This is a genomic window from Pseudomonas sp. XP2, assembly GCF_053557975.1.
On record NZ_JBNRIK010000015.1, the window covers coordinates 121,379 to 139,694 of the forward strand.

Annotated in this window: 15 protein-coding genes; 1 reads left to right on the top strand and 14 read right to left on the bottom strand. The window is 64.4% G+C overall.

Annotation, left to right across the window (positions count from 1 at the left end; all coding sequences use genetic code 11):
- Positions 1–5: 5 nt before the first annotated feature.
- The gene (locus tag ACK1VC_RS17455; RefSeq protein ID WP_016484922.1) at positions 6–227 is read right to left on the bottom strand and encodes a DUF3820 family protein; all 222 of its coding nucleotides are present in this window, start codon (positions 225–227) and stop codon (positions 6–8) included.
- Positions 228–428: 201 nt separating this feature from the next.
- Between ACK1VC_RS17455 and ACK1VC_RS17460 the strand changes: the two genes are divergently transcribed.
- Positions 429–905 carry a ferritin-like domain-containing protein gene (locus ACK1VC_RS17460; protein WP_016484923.1) on the top strand — a complete coding sequence of 159 codons (477 nt, stop codon included), beginning with the start codon at positions 429–431 and terminating at the stop codon, positions 903–905.
- Here the strand turns inward: ACK1VC_RS17460 and ACK1VC_RS17465 are convergent.
- The 13 genes from ACK1VC_RS17465 to ACK1VC_RS17525 all read right to left on the bottom strand — a co-directional run bounded on the left by ACK1VC_RS17465 (position 902) and on the right by ACK1VC_RS17525 (position 18,257).
- Entirely contained in the window at positions 902–2,392 is a 1,491-nt protein-coding gene (locus ACK1VC_RS17465) for a sensor domain-containing diguanylate cyclase (RefSeq protein WP_016484924.1), read from the bottom strand. The genes ACK1VC_RS17460 and ACK1VC_RS17465 overlap by 4 nt on opposite strands.
- A 223-nt stretch (positions 2,393–2,615) precedes the next feature.
- Entirely contained in the window at positions 2,616–3,950 is a 1,335-nt protein-coding gene (locus ACK1VC_RS17470; protein WP_016484925.1) for an OprD family porin, read from the bottom strand.
- 206 nt (positions 3,951–4,156) lie between these two features.
- A complete protein-coding gene (locus ACK1VC_RS17475) occupies positions 4,157–4,381 on the bottom strand; it encodes a hypothetical protein (RefSeq protein ID WP_016484926.1) in 225 nt (74 codons plus the stop codon).
- A 288-nt stretch (positions 4,382–4,669) separates the two neighbouring features.
- Positions 4,670–6,073: a heavy metal sensor histidine kinase gene (locus tag ACK1VC_RS17480; protein WP_191087272.1), complete on the bottom strand. Its 1,404-nt coding sequence runs from the start codon at positions 6,071–6,073 to the stop codon at positions 4,670–4,672.
- The gene (locus tag ACK1VC_RS17485; RefSeq protein ID WP_023047985.1) at positions 6,048–6,722 is read right to left on the bottom strand and encodes a heavy metal response regulator transcription factor; all 675 of its coding nucleotides are present in this window, start codon (positions 6,720–6,722) and stop codon (positions 6,048–6,050) included. The genes ACK1VC_RS17480 and ACK1VC_RS17485 overlap by 26 nt, the downstream gene beginning before the upstream one ends.
- Before the next feature lie 9 nt (positions 6,723–6,731).
- Entirely contained in the window at positions 6,732–9,824 is a 3,093-nt protein-coding gene (locus ACK1VC_RS17490) for a multidrug efflux RND transporter permease subunit (protein WP_060517664.1), read from the bottom strand.
- Positions 9,821–10,984, bottom strand: coding sequence for an efflux RND transporter periplasmic adaptor subunit (locus ACK1VC_RS17495; protein WP_102667993.1), 1,164 nt, complete (start codon positions 10,982–10,984; stop codon positions 9,821–9,823). The genes ACK1VC_RS17490 and ACK1VC_RS17495 overlap by 4 nt, the downstream gene beginning before the upstream one ends.
- 255 nt (positions 10,985–11,239) lie before the next feature.
- On the bottom strand, positions 11,240–11,974 hold the full coding sequence (locus ACK1VC_RS17500; protein WP_102667994.1) for a YkgJ family cysteine cluster protein: 735 nt from the start codon (positions 11,972–11,974) through the stop codon (positions 11,240–11,242).
- A complete protein-coding gene (locus tag ACK1VC_RS17505) occupies positions 11,971–12,282 on the bottom strand; it encodes a hypothetical protein (RefSeq protein ID WP_016484931.1) in 312 nt (103 codons plus the stop codon). The genes ACK1VC_RS17500 and ACK1VC_RS17505 overlap by 4 nt, the downstream gene beginning before the upstream one ends.
- Before the next feature lie 88 nt (positions 12,283–12,370).
- Complete coding sequence (locus ACK1VC_RS17510) at positions 12,371–13,270, bottom strand: chemotaxis protein (protein WP_016484932.1); 900 nt, start codon at positions 13,268–13,270, stop codon at positions 12,371–12,373.
- 204 nt (positions 13,271–13,474) lie between these two features.
- On the bottom strand, positions 13,475–14,659 hold the full coding sequence (locus tag ACK1VC_RS17515) for an HlyD family type I secretion periplasmic adaptor subunit (RefSeq protein WP_449118000.1): 1,185 nt from the start codon (positions 14,657–14,659) through the stop codon (positions 13,475–13,477).
- Complete coding sequence (locus ACK1VC_RS17520; protein ID WP_060517662.1) at positions 14,656–16,824, bottom strand: type I secretion system permease/ATPase; 2,169 nt, start codon at positions 16,822–16,824, stop codon at positions 14,656–14,658. The genes ACK1VC_RS17515 and ACK1VC_RS17520 overlap by 4 nt, the downstream gene beginning before the upstream one ends.
- The gene (locus ACK1VC_RS17525; protein WP_191087273.1) at positions 16,821–18,257 is read right to left on the bottom strand and encodes a TolC family outer membrane protein; all 1,437 of its coding nucleotides are present in this window, start codon (positions 18,255–18,257) and stop codon (positions 16,821–16,823) included. The genes ACK1VC_RS17520 and ACK1VC_RS17525 overlap by 4 nt, the downstream gene beginning before the upstream one ends.
- Positions 18,258–18,316 lie beyond the last annotated feature (59 nt).

Consider the following 18,316-nt stretch of genomic DNA (forward strand, 5'->3'; position numbering starts at 1 on the left):
GCAGGTCAACGCCCATGCTTGTTGCGCAACGGTACCAGCAGATCCCCCAGCCCGTTGTGGTCGATTTCATGCATCAACGCCAGCAACCCGCCCAGCTCACCCGTGGGGAAACCCTTGCGCGCAAACCAGGCCAGGTAGTCCCCCGGCAGGTCGGCAATGATGCGCCCTTGGTACTTGCCGAACGGCATGCTGCGGGTCACCAGCAATTCGAGCATTTCCGGCTTCATCTTCGGCGCGCCTTGAGTGGAAAAGTGCCGACCATACTGCAATCTGCACGAAGCCCCAAGCGGCGATCATGCAGAACGCCGGTATCAGCCATTCTTGAATATTAGATAAGCAATTGAAAAACAAAGGATTTATTTTACTCGAAAGCATGGCACGAACGCTGCAACTCTGTAGATGACTATCACCTGCCAAGGAGTTCGACCATGAGCAACCCCAACAAAGACGTGATTGACGTACTCAACGACCTGATCGAATACAGCAAGGATGGCGAGAAAGGATTCAAAGCCTCGGCCGATGATGTGAAGAATCCCGAGCTCAAAGCGTTCTTCGTTCAGCGTGCCGGTGAATGCGCCAACGCTGCCGGCGAACTGCAAAGCGAAGTGCGCCGGCTGGGCGGCGACCCGGAAACATCCACCAGCATCAGCGGCGACTTGCATCGCGGCTGGGTAAACCTGAAGTCGCTGGTCACCGGCAAGGACGAAGAAGCGGTGCTGAACGAGGTCGAACGCGGTGAAGACCACGCCCTCAAAGCCTACAAGGAAGCCCGCGAGAAGCTGGTAAAGCTGGGCCGCAGCGCCAGTGACATGACCTATGGCCTGGTGGAAAAACAGCTGCAAGGCGTGCAGCGCAACCATGACCAGGTCAAAGCCCTGCGCAACGCCGCCCGCGCCCGCTCTTAAGCGTCGGGCCCCTCTACCCGGTTGCGGCCCTTGGCCTTGGCCCGGTAGAGGGCTTCGTCCGCAGCGCCCAGCACACTGCTCAGTTCGTGCTGGGTGCCGGACAGGCCGATGCCGATGCTCACTGTTACCGCGTGTGCGTCATCGGCAAAAGGTGCCAGCGCTTCTACACTTGTACGAATGCGCTCGGCCAGCAGCCGCGCGCCGGCCAGATCGGTTTCCGGCAGCACCACCTGAAACTCCTCCCCACCATAACGAGCAGCCAGATCTGCCGGCCGACGGATGCTCGCCTCGATGGTCTTGGCTACCTCCCGCAACGCGTGGTCGCCACCGGCATGCCCATGGCGCTGGTTGAACGCCTTGAAATGGTCCACATCCACCATCAGTACCGCCAGCGGCTTGCCATTGCGCTGCGCACGCGCCCACTCCTGGCGCAGCACCTGGTCCAGACGGCGACGGTTGGCCAGGCCGGTCAGGCTATCAGTGGCGGCCAACGTTGCCAGACCTTGTTCGGCCTCTTGGCGGCGACGCAGTTCGCGGCCCAGGAGCAGGGTCAGCCAGAGGATGCCCACGCACAGCACGCCCGTGGCGACGCTGACCAGAACCGCAGTGCGGCGCCAGGACTGGAACACCTCGTCGGCCGAGTGCACCACCAGCACGATCAGTGGCAGCTGCGCGACCCGGGCGAAGGTGTAGATCTGCGGATTGCCGTTGCTGCCAGAGCGGGCAGTGAAATTACCGCTCTGTTCGCTGAGAATGCGCTTGAAGTTGGGCCGCTCGGCATAGTTGGAACCGATCAGCGGGTCTTGCGGGCGTGAGGGCTGACGGGCGAGGAGCTGCCCATCGGTATTGAACAGGTTGATGCTGCTGTCGGCGCCGATGTCCAGGCGCTGGAACAGCTCACTGAAATACGACAGGCGCAATGCGCCTGCTGCCAGTCCGGCAAACTCGCCATCAGGGCCGGAGATACGCCGGCTGAAGCTGATACACCAGTCCAGGTCGCCGAGCTTGGCCTTGAATGGCGGGCCTACCAGCAAGCCCAGATTGGCGTTGGCCTGGTGTGCCTTGAACACCCCGGTTTCGCCAAAGTTGGCCTTGCGCGGCACACTGCTGGTGGAGTCGCCTACCACATTGCCTTGCTTGTCCAGCCACAGCACGTCGCCGCGTTTGCGGTCGACGAAGGCTTCATTGAACAGCAGGCGTTGGCGCAGCGGGCCGGGTATTTCCGGCAGCTCTTTGCGCCCGACGGCCCAGATCAGGCCCTGCAGTGACTGGTCGTAGAGTTCGGCGTTGCGCAGGATGTCGCTTTCGATCAGCTGGACAATGTTGCTTGACGAGCGAATGGCTGACAGCTCGACGCTGTCACGTTCACGCGCCAGCAGGAAGCTGACGATGGCCACGATGGCGAGCACGGCAAGGCAACTGCCCAGGTTGAGGGCCAGCTCGGGGTGCGACCTGAGAAATGCGAAACGCGGTAATCGGGTGGGCATGCTCGCTACTGCGTGGGCAGGGCCATTCGCGGCGGCGATATTCTAGGGAAGCAGTGATTGTCGGACAAGATTTGTCCGACGGAATCACGTCTGGGGCTGCTGCGCAGCCCTTTGCCGGCAAGCCAGCTCCCACAGGTACAGCACCGGGCTTCAGGCTTATGCAGTACCTGTGGGAGCTGGCTTGCCGGCGATCGAGGGCGCAGCCCTCGCTAGCGGTCCTGGATCAGAACACGTTCAGTGGGTAGTCGACGATCACCCGCACTTCATCGTTGTCGCTGTTGCTGTCGATCGACGCATACCCCTGGCTGCCACGGTGAGTGGCATAGCGCACCAGTACCGACAGGTCCTTCAGGTCACCCTCCTGGAACACGTACTTCACGTCCAGGTCACGTTCCCAGTGCATGGCGTTCTTGCCATCTTCACGGTAGTAGTCGTAGTGGCTGGTGTCCTGGGTGGCTTTGGTCAGATCGGCCTCGCCGCGCGAGTACGACAGCGAGGTGGTCAGGCCAGGCACGCCTACTCCGGCGAAGTCATAGTCGTACTGCAGCTTCCACGAGCGCTCGTTTGGCGCGTTGAAGTCCGAGTACATGCGCGAGTTGTCCAGATACACGCTGTCGCCCAGGTTGATGTAGTCGAATGGCGTATTGCCATTGACCCGCTGGTAGGCGGCGGTGACGCTGTGGAAGCCCGCATTGACGGTGAAGTGCACGCTGTAGGTGTTGTTGTCGATCTTGCCCAGCAGGGCCTGGCCGGTGTCCTGCGTGTGGTAGAAGTGCACGCCCGGGTTCAGGCTGACCAGGTCGTTGACCACGTAGGTGTAGTCGAAGTCCGCGTAGTACTGGTTCCAGATGTCCTTCAGCTCGGCGGCGTAAAGGTTGCTGGTGATGTTCTCGGTACCGCTCCATGACGCGCCGGCCCAGTTCAGGTGCTTGCTCTTGTCGTGCTCGTCCAGCGAACCGTAGTAGGTGTCGATGCGGCGGTGGCCGCTCTGGTTGTACGGGTGGGTAAAGCTCACCTGGCCGCCTTCGAGCAGCAGGCCGTCGATGCTGGTGTTGGTCAGGCTCACACCACGGAAGGTCTGCGGCAGCATGCGGGTTTCGCCGCCCGCGATCACCGGGTTGGTGAGGAACAGGTCACCGGCTTTCAGCTCGGTGTCGAATGCCTTGAGCTTGACCGCAGCACCGGCAGTGGAGAACGAATGCGGGGCAGCGCCCAGCTCACCGTCGTCCTTGATGTGCTCGGGCAGGATGCTGGTGCCGGCATGGCCGCCACCGCCGTCCAACTTGAGGCCCAGCATGGCGTGGGCATCCAGGCCGAAGCCGATTACGCCTGGGGTGTAGCCCGACTCGAAGCGCGCAACCGCGCCCTGGCCCCACTCGCGGGTGTCACGCACGCCAGCGTTGTGGTTGTCGCGGTTGAAGTAGGCATTACGAAAGTGCAGGTTGAAGGACGACCCTTCAATGAAGCCATCAGCCTTGTCTTCATCTGCCTGGGCGGCGACAGGGATCGTTGCAGTCAACGCAATGAACAGCGGGGTAAAGCGAAACGCGGAAGGCACCGGTACTAGCTCCTTTGGTCTGACGGTGGGGCAGTTTTTATTTTTGAATGTGCGTCTTTTTTTTTAGGTAGACGTTACAGCCGGGCTGAGGTTTAAAGCACATAAAAAAAGCCGCTGATCGGCAGCGGCTTTAAAAGGCTAACATATCGGCACCGGTGGTGCCCATGGTGTAGCCAAGGGAAATCGGGAGCAGCAACAGCGCTTGATCAGCTGTCGGCATTGGCATCGACAGAAACTTTGGAAGCGGTCTGTTCTGGGGATTTGGTGGCTTCTGCCTTGTTTGCTGCTACAGCGTCGCGGGCCTCTTGATGGACGGCGGCGAGCTCTGCATTACGGGTGACGAAAGCGCTGGATTCTTCGGCCATGGCCAGGGGCGACAACAACAGGGAAGACAGAACGAAGACGCTGGCAATACCCATACTGTTGGACATTTGAAACTACCTTCTTGCGGTGCAAGTGCTAATGAGGACGGGGGTAAAGTTAGTCCTTTCAGTGCACTTGAAACAGAGCGAAGTGCGATAAGCACTGTTGCGCAAAAGGTAACGATCCAAGAAAAAGCAATAGTACTTTGGCCGCAAACTCCCGCGCTAGAGAGCCTGCGCGGTCCTTGTAGGAGCGGCCTTGCGCCGCGAATGGGCTGCGCAGCAGCCCCCGGCAATCTTGGCCCTGCCAAAACGTCTGGGGCCGCTTCGCGACCCTTTCGCGGCACAAGGCCGCTCCTAGACAGAGCGCGCAGGCCTCAAGGTCGGCAACTGGATACCAAAGGTATTGAGCCCGGCCCCACTGCGCACAAACACTTCCCCCCCATGCATCAGCGCAATCGCCTTGACGATCGCCAACCCCAGCCCATGGTTGCCCCCACCGCTGTTGCTGCGCGCCGCATCCACGCGGTAGAAGCGTTCGAACAGCAACGGCAGGTGTTCATCGTCAATCGCCGGCCCCGGGTTGCTCACGGCGATGCTGACCTGCTCGGGCCCGGCATCGATCTGCACCTGGATCACCTGGTGCGGCGCGGTGTGCTGCACGGCGTTGTTCAGCAGGTTGATCAGCGCCCGGCGTAACTGGGCCTTTTCGATGGGCGCCTGGGCGTCGCCGATCACGCTCACGCTGACCTGGGCGTCTTCGAGGATGTAGTCCAGGTATTCGAGGGTGGTTGCCACTTCTTCGGCCAGCGAGGCCTGGGTGAGGGCGGTGGCCTTGCTGCCTTGGTCGGCGCTGGCCAGAAACAGCATGTCGTTGATGATGCTGCGCAGGCGCTCCAGCTCTTCCAGGTTTGATTGCAGCACTTCGAAGTAATGCTCGGCACTGCGGCCACGGGTAAGCGCTACCTGGGTCTGGCCGATCAGGTTGGTCAGCGGCGAGCGCAGTTCGTGGGCGACGTCGGCGTTGAAGGCTTCCAGCCGTGAGTAGGCCTGGCTGACCCGGTCGAGCGCGGCGTTGAAGGCGCCGGCGAACTGTGCCAGTTCCGGGGCCAGGGCGTGGGTTTGCAAACGCCCATCCAGGCGTGGCGGGGCCAGGGCCTGGGCCTCGTTGGACAACGCCAGCAGCGGGCGCAGGCCAATGCGCGCGACCCAGTACCCCAGCATTGAAGCCAGCAGCACGCCAAGCACCGCCAGCCCGACAATCGCCAGCAGCAGGCTGTGCTGGGCCTGCCAGAACGTTTCGGTGTCGATGCCAATCAAAAACCGCAGCGGTGGCCGCTCGCCCAGGCCCGGTAGCTCGCTGACCAGCACCTTGTAAGGGTAGGGCCGGTCGGGCAGGCGCAGGTCGCGCATACCCTGCGGGCCTTCGGCAAAGGCACGGACCAGCTCGCTGGGGTGGCCGTATTCGTAGGCCGGGTTGCTGCTGACTACCCAGAAGCGGATGCGCTTGTCTTCTTCGCTGAGCAGGTTGAGCTTGTTGTTGATCTTGGCCCAGTGTTCCTGCGTGCCGAAGCGGTTGAGGGTAGATTCGAGCACGCTGAAGCGCGCATCCAGTTCCGCCTGCGGCAGCAGGTCCAGGCTGCGGTCGACCTGGCGGTACAGCGCCGAGCCGATCAGCAGGAACACGCCCAGCGCCACCAGGATGAACAGCGCCGACAGGCGCAGGGCGATGGAATTACCCCGCGCGGTTTTCCAGGACATAGCCCATGCCTCGGATGGTGTGCAGCAGCTTGTTGTCGAAGGGCCCGTCGAGCTTGGCGCGCAGGCGTTTGATTGCCACTTCCACGACGTTGGCGTCGCTGTCGAAGTTGATGTCCCAGACCAGTTCGGCAATCGCCGTTTTCGACAGGATTTCACCCTGCCGCCGGGCCAGCACGCTGAGCAGCGAGAACTCTTTGGCCGTCAGGTCCAGGCGCTGCCCGGCGCGTGTGGCCTTGCGGGCCATCAAGTCGATCCACAGGTCTGCCACCTGCACCTGCAAGGGTTCATGGTTGCTGCTGCGCCGGGTCAGGGCCTGCAGGCGGGCGACCAGTTCAAGGAACGAGAACGGCTTGCCCAGATAGTCGTCGGCGCCCTCACGCAAGCCATGAATGCGGTCTTCGACCCGTTCACGGGCGGTCAGCATGATCACCGGCGTCTGCTTGCGTGCGCGCAAGGCGCGCAGCACGCCATAGCCGTCCAGGCCAGGCAGCATCACATCCAGCACGATCACCGCGTAGTCGCCCTCCAGGGCCAGGTGCAGGCCATCGATACCGTCCCGTGCCAGGTCAACGGTAAAGCCCTGTTCGCTCAGGCCGCGATGCAGGTAGTCGGCGGTTTTTTCTTCGTCTTCGATGATCAGCACACGCATGGTCTTGTCCTAACTGGCACTTGGCGCTGCCGCGCGGGCAGCCTGGCGGCGGTGGAACAGGCGCTCCAGGGCCAAGTATATGACCGGGGTGGTAAACAGCGTCAGGGCCTGGCTCACCAGCAGGCCACCCACCACGGCGATGCCCAGTGGCTGGCGCAGCTCGGCGCCGGTGCCAAAGCCGAACATCAGCGGCACCGCGCCCAGTAGCGCGGCCAGGGTAGTCATGATGATCGGACGGAAGCGCACCAGGCATGCCTGGCGTATCGCCTGTTCGGGTGTCATGCCGTGGTGGCGCTGGGCTTCGAGGGCAAAGTCGATGAGCAGGATGCCGTTCTTCTTGACGATGCCGATCAGCAGTACCACGCCGATCAGCCCCATGATGCTGAAGTCTTGGCCGCTGGCCCACAGCAGGATGATCGCGCCCAGGCCTGCGGAGGGCAGGGTGGAGATGATGGTCAGCGGGTGAACGAAGCTCTCGTAGAGCACACCGAGGATGATGTAAACCGCCACCAGCGCGGCGAGGATCAGGTAGGGCTGGCTCGACAGCGAGCTCTGGAACGCCTGGGCGGCGCCCTGGAAGTTGCCGGTGATCGAGTCGGGCATGCCCAGCTCGCGCTGCGCACGCTCCAGGATCTGCACCGCATCGCCCAAGGCCACGCCGGGCGCCAGGTTGAACGACAGGTTGGCGGCCGGGAACAGGCCGTCGTGGCTGATCGACAGCGGCCCGGTGCTTGGCGCGGCGACATGCGCCAGGGCCGACAGCGGCACCATCTCGTTGGTCAGCGGTGAGCGCAAGTAGAAGAAGTTGAGGCTTTCAGCCTTGCCGCGCTGTTGCGCGTCCAGTTCGAGGATGACCTTGTACTGGTTGGTCTCGGTCTGAAATTCGCTGATCTGGCGCTGGCCGAAGGCATCGTACAGGGCCTGGTCGACGTCGGTGGTGGTCAGGCCGAAACGCGCCGCGGCCTGGCGGTCGATATCGATGCGGGTGACGCTGGCGCCCAGTTGCAGGTCGTTGGACAGGTCACGCAGCGCCGGGTTTTCCCGCAGGCGGTCGGTAAGGCGCTGGGTCCACAGGTTGAGCGCGACGCCGTCGTTGCTCTTGAGCACGTATTGGTACTGGGTGCGTGACGGGCCGGAGCTGAGGTTGATGTCCTGGCCGGCGCGCATGTACAGGACGATGCCCGGCACCTGGGCGAGTTTCGGGCGAATCCGGTCGATCCATTCGCTGGCCGAGACATCGCGCTCGCCGCGGGGCTTGAGCGAGATCCAGAAACGGCCGTTGGCGATGGTCTGGTTGCTGCCAGTCACCCCCACCGAGTGCGAATAGGCGCGCACTGCCGGGTCGTCACCGATGATTTTCGCCAGCGCCAGGTGCTTGTCGATCATCGACGGGTAGGACACGTCCGCAGCTGCCTCGGTGGTGCCGAGAATGAAGCCGGTGTCCTGCAGCGGGAAGAAGCCTTTGGGGATGCCCACGTAGCCGGCCACGGCCAGCGCCAGGGTAATGCCGAACACCCCCAGGGTGATCCGCCGGTGGGCCAGCGCGCGGTCCAGGCCTTTTTCGTACCAACCCAGCAGGCGCTGGCCGAAACCGCCCTGGTGGTCGCCGGGTGGGCGGCGCATGAACAGCGCCGAAAGGGTGGGGGCCAGGGTCAGCGATACCACCACCGAGATCAAAATGGTGGCCGTGGCGGTCAGGGCGAACTCCTTGAACAGCCGGCCCACCACACCGCCCATGAACAACAGCGGAATGAACGCGGCGATCAGCGAGAAACTGATCGACACCACGGTAAAGCCGATCTCGCCGGCGCCTTTGAGCGCAGCGGTGCGGCTATCGTCGCCGGCTTCCAGATGGCGATGAATGTTCTCCACCACAACGATGGCATCATCGACCACGAAGCCGACGGCAATGACGATAGCCACCAAGGTCAGGTTGTTGAGGCTGAAGCCGAACACGTACATCAGCGCGCACGTGGCGATCAGCGAGACGCCGAGCACGCTGGAGACGATGAAGGTGGCCGACCACTGACGCAGGAACAGCGCCATCACCCCGATCACCAGCGCCACGGCGATCATCAGGGTCAGCTCGACCTCGTGCAGCGAACTGCGGATGGTCTGGGTGCGGTCCTGCAGCACCGACACTTCGACCGAGGCCGGCAGCATCTCTTGCAAGCGCGGCAAGGCGTCGAGCACCCGGTCCACGGTGTCGACGATATTGGCGCCAGGCTGGCGGAAGATCACCAGATTCAGCCCCGGTTGGTTGCCTGACCAGGCACTTACATAGGCGTTCTCGGCACCATTGATTACCTTGGCCACGTCCTTCAGGTGCACCGGGGCGCCATTGCGGTAGCTGACGATCAGCTGCGCATAGTCTTCGGGGTGGAACAGCTGGTCGTTGGCGGCGATGGTCGACACGCTGTGCTCGCCGTACAGCGCGCCTTTGGCCAGGTTCAGGCTGGTCTGCTGGATAGCCAGGCGCACGTCGGCCAGGGTCAGGCCGATGGCCGCGAGTTTCTCGGGTTGTGCCTGCACCCGTATGGCCGGGCGCAGCTGGCCGGTGATGTTGATCAGGCCGACCCCGTCGATCTGGCTGAGCTGGCGCGCCAAGAGGGTTTCGGCGTAGTCGCTGAGCTCGTTGCCGGGCATCTGTGCGGAGCTGACGGTGAGGATTACCACCGGGCTGTCGGCCGGGTTGACCTTGCGCCAGGTGGGCGGGCTGGGCAGGTCCTGGGGCAGGCGGGCGGTGGCCGTGTTGATCGCTGCCTGCACTTCCTGGGCGGCGGTGTCGATGTTCTTGTCCAGGGTGAACTGCAGGATCAGCGTGGTCGAGCCCAGCGCGCTGCTGCTGGTCATCTGGGTCATGCCGGGGATGGCGCTGAACTGCACCTCCAGCGGCGTGGCCACCGACGAGGCCATGGTTTCCGGGCTGGCACCGGGCAACTGGGCGGTGACCTGAATGGTCGGGAAGTCCGCTTCTGGCAAGGGTGCCACCGGCAGGCGCGGGAAGGCGATGGCGCCGAGCAGGACCAAGGCGAAGGTCAGCAGCAGGGTGGCGATAGGGTGGTCGATGCACCACGCCGAGACGCCATTGCGGGTGTTCATGGCTGGCTCCTGCGCTCGGCCATCTCGGCAGGCGGCGGGGCGTCAGGGGTGATCTCGACCCTGGAGCCGGGTTTGAGGCGCGATTGGCCATCGAGTACCAGCTGGTCGCCGGCCTTGACCCCGGCGACGATGTTCAGCGTGCTGTCCTGATACAGTACCTTGACCGGCACGTTGGTGACTTTGTCGCCGTCGACGCGGTAGACGAAGTGCCCATCGATGCTGCGTTGCACCACGGGGGGCGGCACCACCAGGGCGTCTTGGTCCATCGCCGTGCGCAGGCGCACGGTGACCAGTTGCCCCGGCCATAGCAGGCCGTCCTTGTTGTCGAACTCGGCCTTGACGCGCACCGTGCCGGTGTTGGCCGAAATCTGGTTGTCGATCAGGGCAAGGTGGCCTGCGCCGAGCAGGTTGCGCTCACCATCGGCATCCATGTAGGCCTCGACCAGCGCCGGCGTTTGCGCCTTGAGCAGGCCTTGCAGGGTTGGCAGCATCTGTTGCGGCAGCGAGAACTCCACAGCGATCGGATCGATCTGGGTCACGCTGAACAGCCCTTGGGTGTCGCTGGTGCGCACCAGGTTGCCCGGGTCGATATTGCGGATGCCCACGCGCCCGGTTACCGGTGAACGTATCTGTGTGTAGGAGAGTTGCACCTCGGCGTTGGCGATGGCCGCCTGGTTGCCCTTGACCGTGGCTTGCAGCTGGTTGACCAACGCCTGTTGCTGGTCGAGGGTTTGCTTGGACACGCCGTCATCGCTGCTGAGCAGGCGGTAACGCTTGAGGTCGACGCCGGCCACCTGGATCTGGGCCTGGCTTTGGCCGAGTTGTGCGCGGGCCTGATCGAGGCTGGCGCGGATGCTGCGGTCGTCGAGGGTAGCGAGCAGGTCACCTTCCTTGACCCATTGGCCTTCCTTGACCAGCACTTGGGTGAGTATCCCCTCGACCTGGGGCCGGATCTCGACGCTGTGCAGCGACAATACCGAGCCGATGGCGCTGGCATAGCGTGGCACGTCCTGCTGGGCGACGCTGACCACGCGCACCGGTACGGCGGTTTGCGCGCGGGCGGCCGGTGCGGGTTGGCGCTGGCTGAACCAGGTGCCTGCTACCACCAGGGCCAGGAGCGCCAGTGCGGCGAGGAAGGCAGAGCGGGACGGACGTCGCATCGGTGCGGGCACCTTGGCCAGGTGGGAGGGAAACGGTTGTCTGTACTCAATCTTATAGCCCCCGCACCGGGTCGGCAGCGTGACGGCTGGCTGACAGCGCTGTCAGTTTCACCGGGTGGCATGCGACAGGGGAGCACTGTGGGAGCGGGCGTCCCCGCGAAGAAGACGACGCGGTGGATGGCACCGGCTGCGCCGGCGTTCGCGGGCACGCCCGCTCCCACAGTTACCGTGGAATGCTTGCTGAAGTCGCTCAGGCTAAAAGCCTATGAAGGCGTAGTACACCGGGGTTTCGTGGGTAGTGCGCAAACCAAGCGCCTGCAAGCTCGCGACCAGCGGTTCATCCTGCACATGCAAGGTCCACTGTGCAGCGTCAGGTATGGGCTCCTGCGCCAGCGCCGTGGCAAACGCGCCCATGTCTGGCAGGTAGGCGGTAAAGCCATTGCCCTTGAGCGCACTGGTGGTCATGCCCAGCGCCTGGCACACCGCCACCTTGGCAGCAATGTCATCGCGGTCGGCTTGCCGTGACGCTTGCACCAGCGCTTGCAGTTCCGCATCGACCAGTTGCGTGCCGTGAATCAGTTCCGGCCCGTGCTGCCAGGCTTCCGGCGGGCAGTCCTTGCTGTCCGGGCGCAGCGGAATGTGCGGGTTGATTTCCACCGGGTAGATGCGACAGACCAGCGGGCGCTGTTCATAGATGGTGCACAGGTCGTTGTCGTCCAGGTTGCGGCAGCGCCCGGGGTTGAACGCGGCAAAGGTCACCGACACGCGTGCCTCACCGTCGCCGCAGGCCACCGGATACGAGCGGCGCAGCACATGTTCGCGCTGCTCAGGCGGCATGCCGGGGCCATCGGCCACGAAGGCTTCGATCAGCACTATCACCTGGCCGGCATCATCTGCCCAGCGGCGGGCCTCAGCCAGCGTCAGGGGCACGTGGTGCCCGGTGCAGCACTTGCCGCAGCCGGTACAACCGAATCGCAAGTTGTCGGTCACTTGGCTTCCGGGCTCCACTCGCTGATGAAGGCACGCTGGTGCTGGCGGTCGTACAGGCACAGCTCGGTGCCGGTGCGTTGCTGCATGTGCTTCTGCGGGTAGACGCCTTCGACCAGCAGGGCGCTCATGCCGACCTGGTCATCGAACTCGGCGGGCTTGCCGCGGGCGTGGGCATCCTTGAACTGGCTGGCGGCCAGGCAGGCCTTGAGCATCTGTTGGCGCTGCTCGTTCCAGGCCTGGCTGCTGGAGGCCTGGGCGATACCGCTGAGGAGGGCGCAGGTGATCAGGATAGAGCTGAAAAACTTCATACGCGATTCCGGCAATTTGCTTGCGAGGGGCGCGAATTATGCCCGACTCACCCCCGGCGGCAAGCCGGGGAGTTTGTCGCTTAATATATCAGTGCTCGGCAAACACCACGGTACGCGCGGCCACCACCAGACAATCGGTCAGCTCTGGCGAGGAGAACTTGGTGAGGATGGCGTTGGCCCCGGCCTGGGTTGCCTTCTCGCTGCTCATGGCGCTGTCCAGCGAGGTGTGCAGCAGCACGTACAGGTGCTGGAAATCAGGGGTTTCGCGCAGGGTGCGGGTGAAGGCGTAGCCATCCATCTCGCTCATTTCGATGTCGGAGACGATGATGTTGATCTCCTGCGCGGTGCCTTGCAGCTCCAGCAACACGTTGATGGCATCTTTGGCGCTGCGCGCGGTGTGGCATTCGATGCCCAGGTTGCGCAGGGTGTGCACCGACTGCTGCAGGGCCACCAGGCTGTCGTCCACCACCAGGATGTTGGCGGCGGCCAGCAGGCTGGCGTCTTCTTCGCTCAAGGTGCCGTGTGCGGGTTCGGCCGGCGGTGGGGCGATGGAGTGGATGACTTTTTCGATGTCCAGCACCTGCACCAGGGTGTTGTCGACCCGGGTCACGCCGGTGATGAACGAGCGGTTGCCCGAAGCAAAGGGTGGCGGTTTGATGTCGGTGCTCAGGCAATGCACGATGCGGCTGACCGCCTGCACATGCAGGCCTTGGCGCGAGCGGCTGATTTCAGTGACGATCAGGCAGCCGCCTTGCGGGTCTTCCAGGGGCCGCTCGCCGATGGCGCGTGACAGGTCGATGACCGACAGCGAATGGCCACGCAGGGTCGCCACACCCTTCACGTTGGGGTGCGACTCCGGCAGCTTGGTCAGCGGCGGGCAGGGGATGATTTCGCTGACCTTGAGCAGGTTGATTGCCATCAACTTGCCGCTGCGCAGGGTGAACAGCAGCAGGGACAACGAGTCCGCGCGGGCATTTTGCGTGGCCATGGTGACCTTCGGTGGGGAACAGGGGATAACCGGTTATCGGCCCGTTTTGGTCGGGCTTTAGGCATTTTGCACAGAACCTGGGGATGCTTGGGACCCTGTGGGAGCGGGCATGCCCGCGAAGCGTGCGACGCGGTACATGGCACCGGCTCCGCCGGTGTTCGCGGGCATGCCCGCTCCCACAGGTGATGTGTGTAAACGCCTGGATCAGCGTTCGCGCAGTGCCTCCTTGGCCCGGTTCAGCGGCTTGATCAGGTAATCGAGGATGGTCTTCTCGCCGGTGCGGATATCCACCGTGGCAATCATCCCCGGCACGATCGCGAAGTGCTTGCCGGCCTTGTTCTGCAGGCTGTCCTGCTCGGTGCGGATGAACACCCTGTAGTAGTAGATTTCCGGTTTCACCTCATCCTGCAGGGTATCCGGCGAAATCCCCACCACCTTGCCATCCAGTCCGCCATACACCGAATAGTCATAGGCACTGATCTTGACCTTGGCCGCCTGGTCGGGGTGGATGAACGCGATATCGCGCGGGGCGATGCGGGTTTCGATCAGCAGGCGTTCGTCCATCGGCACGATCTTCATGACCTGGCCACCGGGCTGCACCACGCCGCCCAGGGTGTTGACCTCAATGTCCTTGACGATGCCACGCACCGGTGAGCGCAAGGTCAGGCGGGTAAGCGAGTCGCTGCGCCCGCGGACCACTTCTGACAGGCTGTCGGCCTCGGCGCTGGCTTTGGCCAGTTCTTCCCGGGCACGCACCAGGTAGTCGGAGCGGGCTTCGTTGGCCTTGAGCTCCAGCTCTGAACGCTGGCGGTTCAGGCGGATCACTTCGACCCGGCTGGAGGCGCCCATCTTTGCCAGGTTCTCGGTGATCTTCAGCTCGCTGCGCACCAGTTGCAGCGAGTCCTGGATACCCGCCAGGGTCTGCTCCAGGCCGCGACGGCGGGTCTGGTACAACGCGGTTTCGGCGTCGATAAGGTCGGGTGAGTCGCGCAGGCTGTCCGGGAAAGTCAGCGGCCTGCCAGTGACCTCTGCCTGCAAGCGGGCCTGGCTGGCCTTGGCAGCGCGGTACTTGGCTTCGCTCTCGCCGACACTGGAGGCGCTCTTGGTCGGGTCGAGCTGGGCCAGCACCTGGCCGCGCTCGACCAGGTCGCCTTCGGCCACGCTCATCTGCGCGACGATGCCGCCCTCGAACGACTGGATCACCTGCTCCCGCGAACTGGGGATCACCTTGCCGGTGCCGGTGGACACTTCGGTCACCTCGAACCAGGCGGCCCAGGCCAGGAACGCGGCCAGCATCAAGGCGCAAAGGGTAATGATGCGGCCGGCGCGGAACACTGCCTGGTCGTCCTGCCCATCCAGGTAGGAGGCCGGGAGTTCATGGTTGCTCATGCCTGGGCTCCTTGCAGTTTGGCCAGCGCGGCATCGCGGGTGTCATCGATGACGATGCGCCCGCCGTCCAGCACCAGGATGCGGTCGACCCGTTGCAACACGCTCAGGCGGTGGGTGGCGATCACCAGGGTGCGGCCCTGGCAGAAGCGTTCGAGGTTATCCAGCAGCTTGCGCTCGGTCATGTCGTCCAGCGACGCAGTCGGCTCGTCCAGCAGCAACACTTGCGGCTGGCGCACCAGCAGGCGCGACAGCACCAAGGCCTGGCGCTGGCCGCCCGACAAGCCCAGGCCGCCTTCCAGGATCAGGTGGTCCATGCCCTTGGGCAGGCGGCGGACGAAGTCCAGCGCGCCCGTGGCAGCCAGTGCGGCCACCAGTTCCTGGTCGCTGGCCTGGCCGGCACCGAGAGTGAGGTTTTCCCGCAGGGTGCCGTGGAACAAGCGCGCGTACTGTGGCAGCAGGCCCACGTCACGGCGCAGGTCGGCAGGGTCGAGGTGGCCCATGGCGATGCCGTCCAGGCTGACCTCGCCTTGCACCAGGTCCATGGCCCCTCCCAGGGCTTGCAGCAGGGTCGACTTGCCGGCGCCGTTGCGCCCGAGCACGGCAATGCGCTCGCCCGGCTGGATATCCAGCTGGCCGATGTTCAGCGCTGGCGGGGACTCCTCGCTGTAGCGGAAGTTGGCCTGGCGCAGGCGGTACTCGCCACGAATCGCCGGCAGGTGTACGCGGGCTTCGCCTTCGGGGTGGTCGACCGGTGACTGCATCAGCTTGTCCAGCCCTTGCAGGGCCACCTTGGCCTGCTGCCAGCGGGTCAGCACATGGGTCAGTTGCGCCAGCGGCGCCATCATCCGTGACGACAGCATCGACGCCGCCACCAGGCTACCGGTCGTAAGGTCGCCGGCGATGACCATCGGTGCGCCGACCACGATGACCACAGCAAACACCGCGCCCTGCACGTTCTGGGTCCAGGTCACCAGGCCGTTGGTGAGGGTGCGCAGGCGCAGGTTGGTATGGGCGCAGGCGGCGTTGTACTGGTTCCACTGCCGTTCGAAGCGTGCTTCGGCCTGCAGTGCCTTGATTTCGTCCAGGCCCTGGATGCTTTCTACCAGCATGGCGTTGCGCAGCGCCGACTCGCGCATGGAGGCATTGGCCAGCCGCGCCAGGCGCCGTTGGGCCAGTACCCCAGGCACCACCATGGCCAGCAATGCGACCAGCGGGATGAACACCAGCACGCCGCCGATCAGCCAGAACACGAACAGGAACAACAGGAAGAACGGCAGGTCGGCCAGCGCCGTGGCGGTGCTGGAAGTGATCAGGTCGCGGATCGATTCCAGCTCACGCAGTTGCGAGATGAACGACCCGGTGGACTTAGGGCGCACCGAGTTGCGCAGGCGCAAGGCATGCCCGTAGACCAGGTCGCTCACCCGCAGGTCGGCGCGTTTGCCCAGCAGGTCGGTCACCTTCAGCCGCAGCAGGCGCATGCTGAAGTCGAACACCAGCGCCAGCACTACCCCCCCGAACAGCACGTACAGGGTGGGCAGCGACTCGGCCGGGATCACCCGGTCGTACACCTGCATCGAGAACAAAACCCCCGCGAGGGCCAAGACGTTGGCTACCAGCGAGGCGACCATCACCTGCCCATACGGGCGCAGGTCGCGCAGCACGATGCGGGCAAACCAGTGGCGGTCGTAGGGTGCGGTGTAGTCATCGGTGCGTACATCGCGCAGCGGCCGTGCCGGGCGCAGCAGCGCAACGCGGTTGATGCGGCCCTTGAGGCTGTCGCGGGGCAGGCGAGAGGTCAGGCCCTGGTCACCGGCAAACACCACCGCCAGGTCGTCCTCTTCGGTGACCGACTCGACCACCGCCAACTGGCCATCATCCAGTTCCAGTACCAGCGGTGTACGCCACTGTCTCAAGCCCTTGGCGTCGAAGCGCACGAAGCGCAGGGCCAGGCCGGCCTGGCGCGCCATGTGGCGAAGGATTTCATCCAGCGGGCGGGCGTCCTCGACGGCGGCCAGGCGAATACGCTGTGGCGACACGTCCAGGCGGTAGTGGTGCGCCACCTGCAGCATTACTTCCAGCCACGGTCCAAGGTCCGGTCGATGAGGCGCTTCGGCCGCGGGGGCAGTGGGCTGTTCAGGCAGGGTCACATTGATCGAATCGGTCATGGCTGGATCTCCACCCCTTGCAGGTTGCGCCCCTCAAGGCCAAAGGCCGTGCGCAGGGCGCCGGTGTTGTACAGGCAGTCGACATCCAGGCGCAGCAGGTCGGAGCGGGTGCCGGCGAGTTCGAAGCGTGACTGGTAGATCTCCTGCTCGGCGTTGAGCAGGTCGAGCAGGGGCCGCGTGCCCAGGTCCAGGTACTGGCGCCCGTAAAGCATGCGTGCTTCCTGAATGCTGACCTGGCGGGCTTCCAGCGAAGTCAGCCGGCGGCCTAGCCCGGAGGTTTGTGCCATGGCCTCGGCCAGGCCACGACGGGCTTGCAGGCGGGCCGCGTCTTCGGCGGAGTCGGCGGCGGTCAGGGCGTGGCCGGCAGCGCGGCTGCGGGCGCTGATGGCACCCCCTTGATAGATAGGTACCTCGACGTTCAGGTAGATGCCTGCCTGGGTGCGGTCCATCCGTGAGTTGTCGCGGTTGTAGTCGTTGTCCAGGTAGTGGTTGACCTGTGGTTGCAACGACAGTGTCGGGTAGGCCTCGGCCTTGGCCTGGGCCAGCTCGGCCTGGCCCTGGGCGCGCTGGGCCAGGGCCATGAGCACGGCAGGCAGGCGGTCATCGCCTTGCGAGGGCCGCTTGCAGGCCTGGTTCAGCGCTGCTGGCGAATCCTCGGCCAGCGCCGGTGGAGTGATGCGCCCCATCAGTGCCGCCAGGGTCGAGCGCCAGCGCTCGTACTGCGACTGGTATTCCTCCAGCGTGGCGCGGGCGCTTTCCACACGGGACTCGGCCTGCACCACGTCGGAACGGGTGCTGGCGCCCATGTCGCTGCGTTGGCGGGCCATGCCGGCAATGTCACCGACCCCGCGAATCTGGTCGCGGGCGATGGTCATCAGTTGCTCGTAGCGGCGGGTTTCGATCCAGGCATAAGCCGTGTCGCGGGCCAGGTCGTCGACCACCAGCAGGATATTGGCCTGGGCGCGGGCGGCAGCAGCTTGTGCCGCGCTGACGGCGCTGGCGACCTTGCCGAAGTCGTAGAGCATCTGCTTGAGCGACAGGTTCAGCGCCTGGCTGTTGCGGTCGCCGCCATAACCGGTGTCATAACCGGTGCGGATACCGCCGGAAATCTGCGGGTAATACCCGGCGCGGGCGACGTTGATGCCTTCGCCCTGCTTATAGAGGTTGCCGATGGCCTCGGCGATGCTGGGGTGCCATTGAGCGGCCTGCAGCACCGCGTCGGTCAGCCCCAGCCGCTCGCCACTGGCGACCGGGGCCATGCCGGTGGCGGGGCGTGCGGGCACTGCTTCGGGCGCATCGCGTAGCAGCGATGGCCCGATCTGGCGCAGTTGGGGGTCTATGTCATCGGCTGCCAGGGCAACCGGGTGGAAGTTCAGGGCCAGGAGCCCGAAGGCTCCCAGCAACAGCGGTGACAGCGGACTGCTTCGCTTCACATAGTTCCCTTACTGCTGGTCGTCCTTGCCGCCGGGCATTTGCCCGGCGGGTTTGCAGC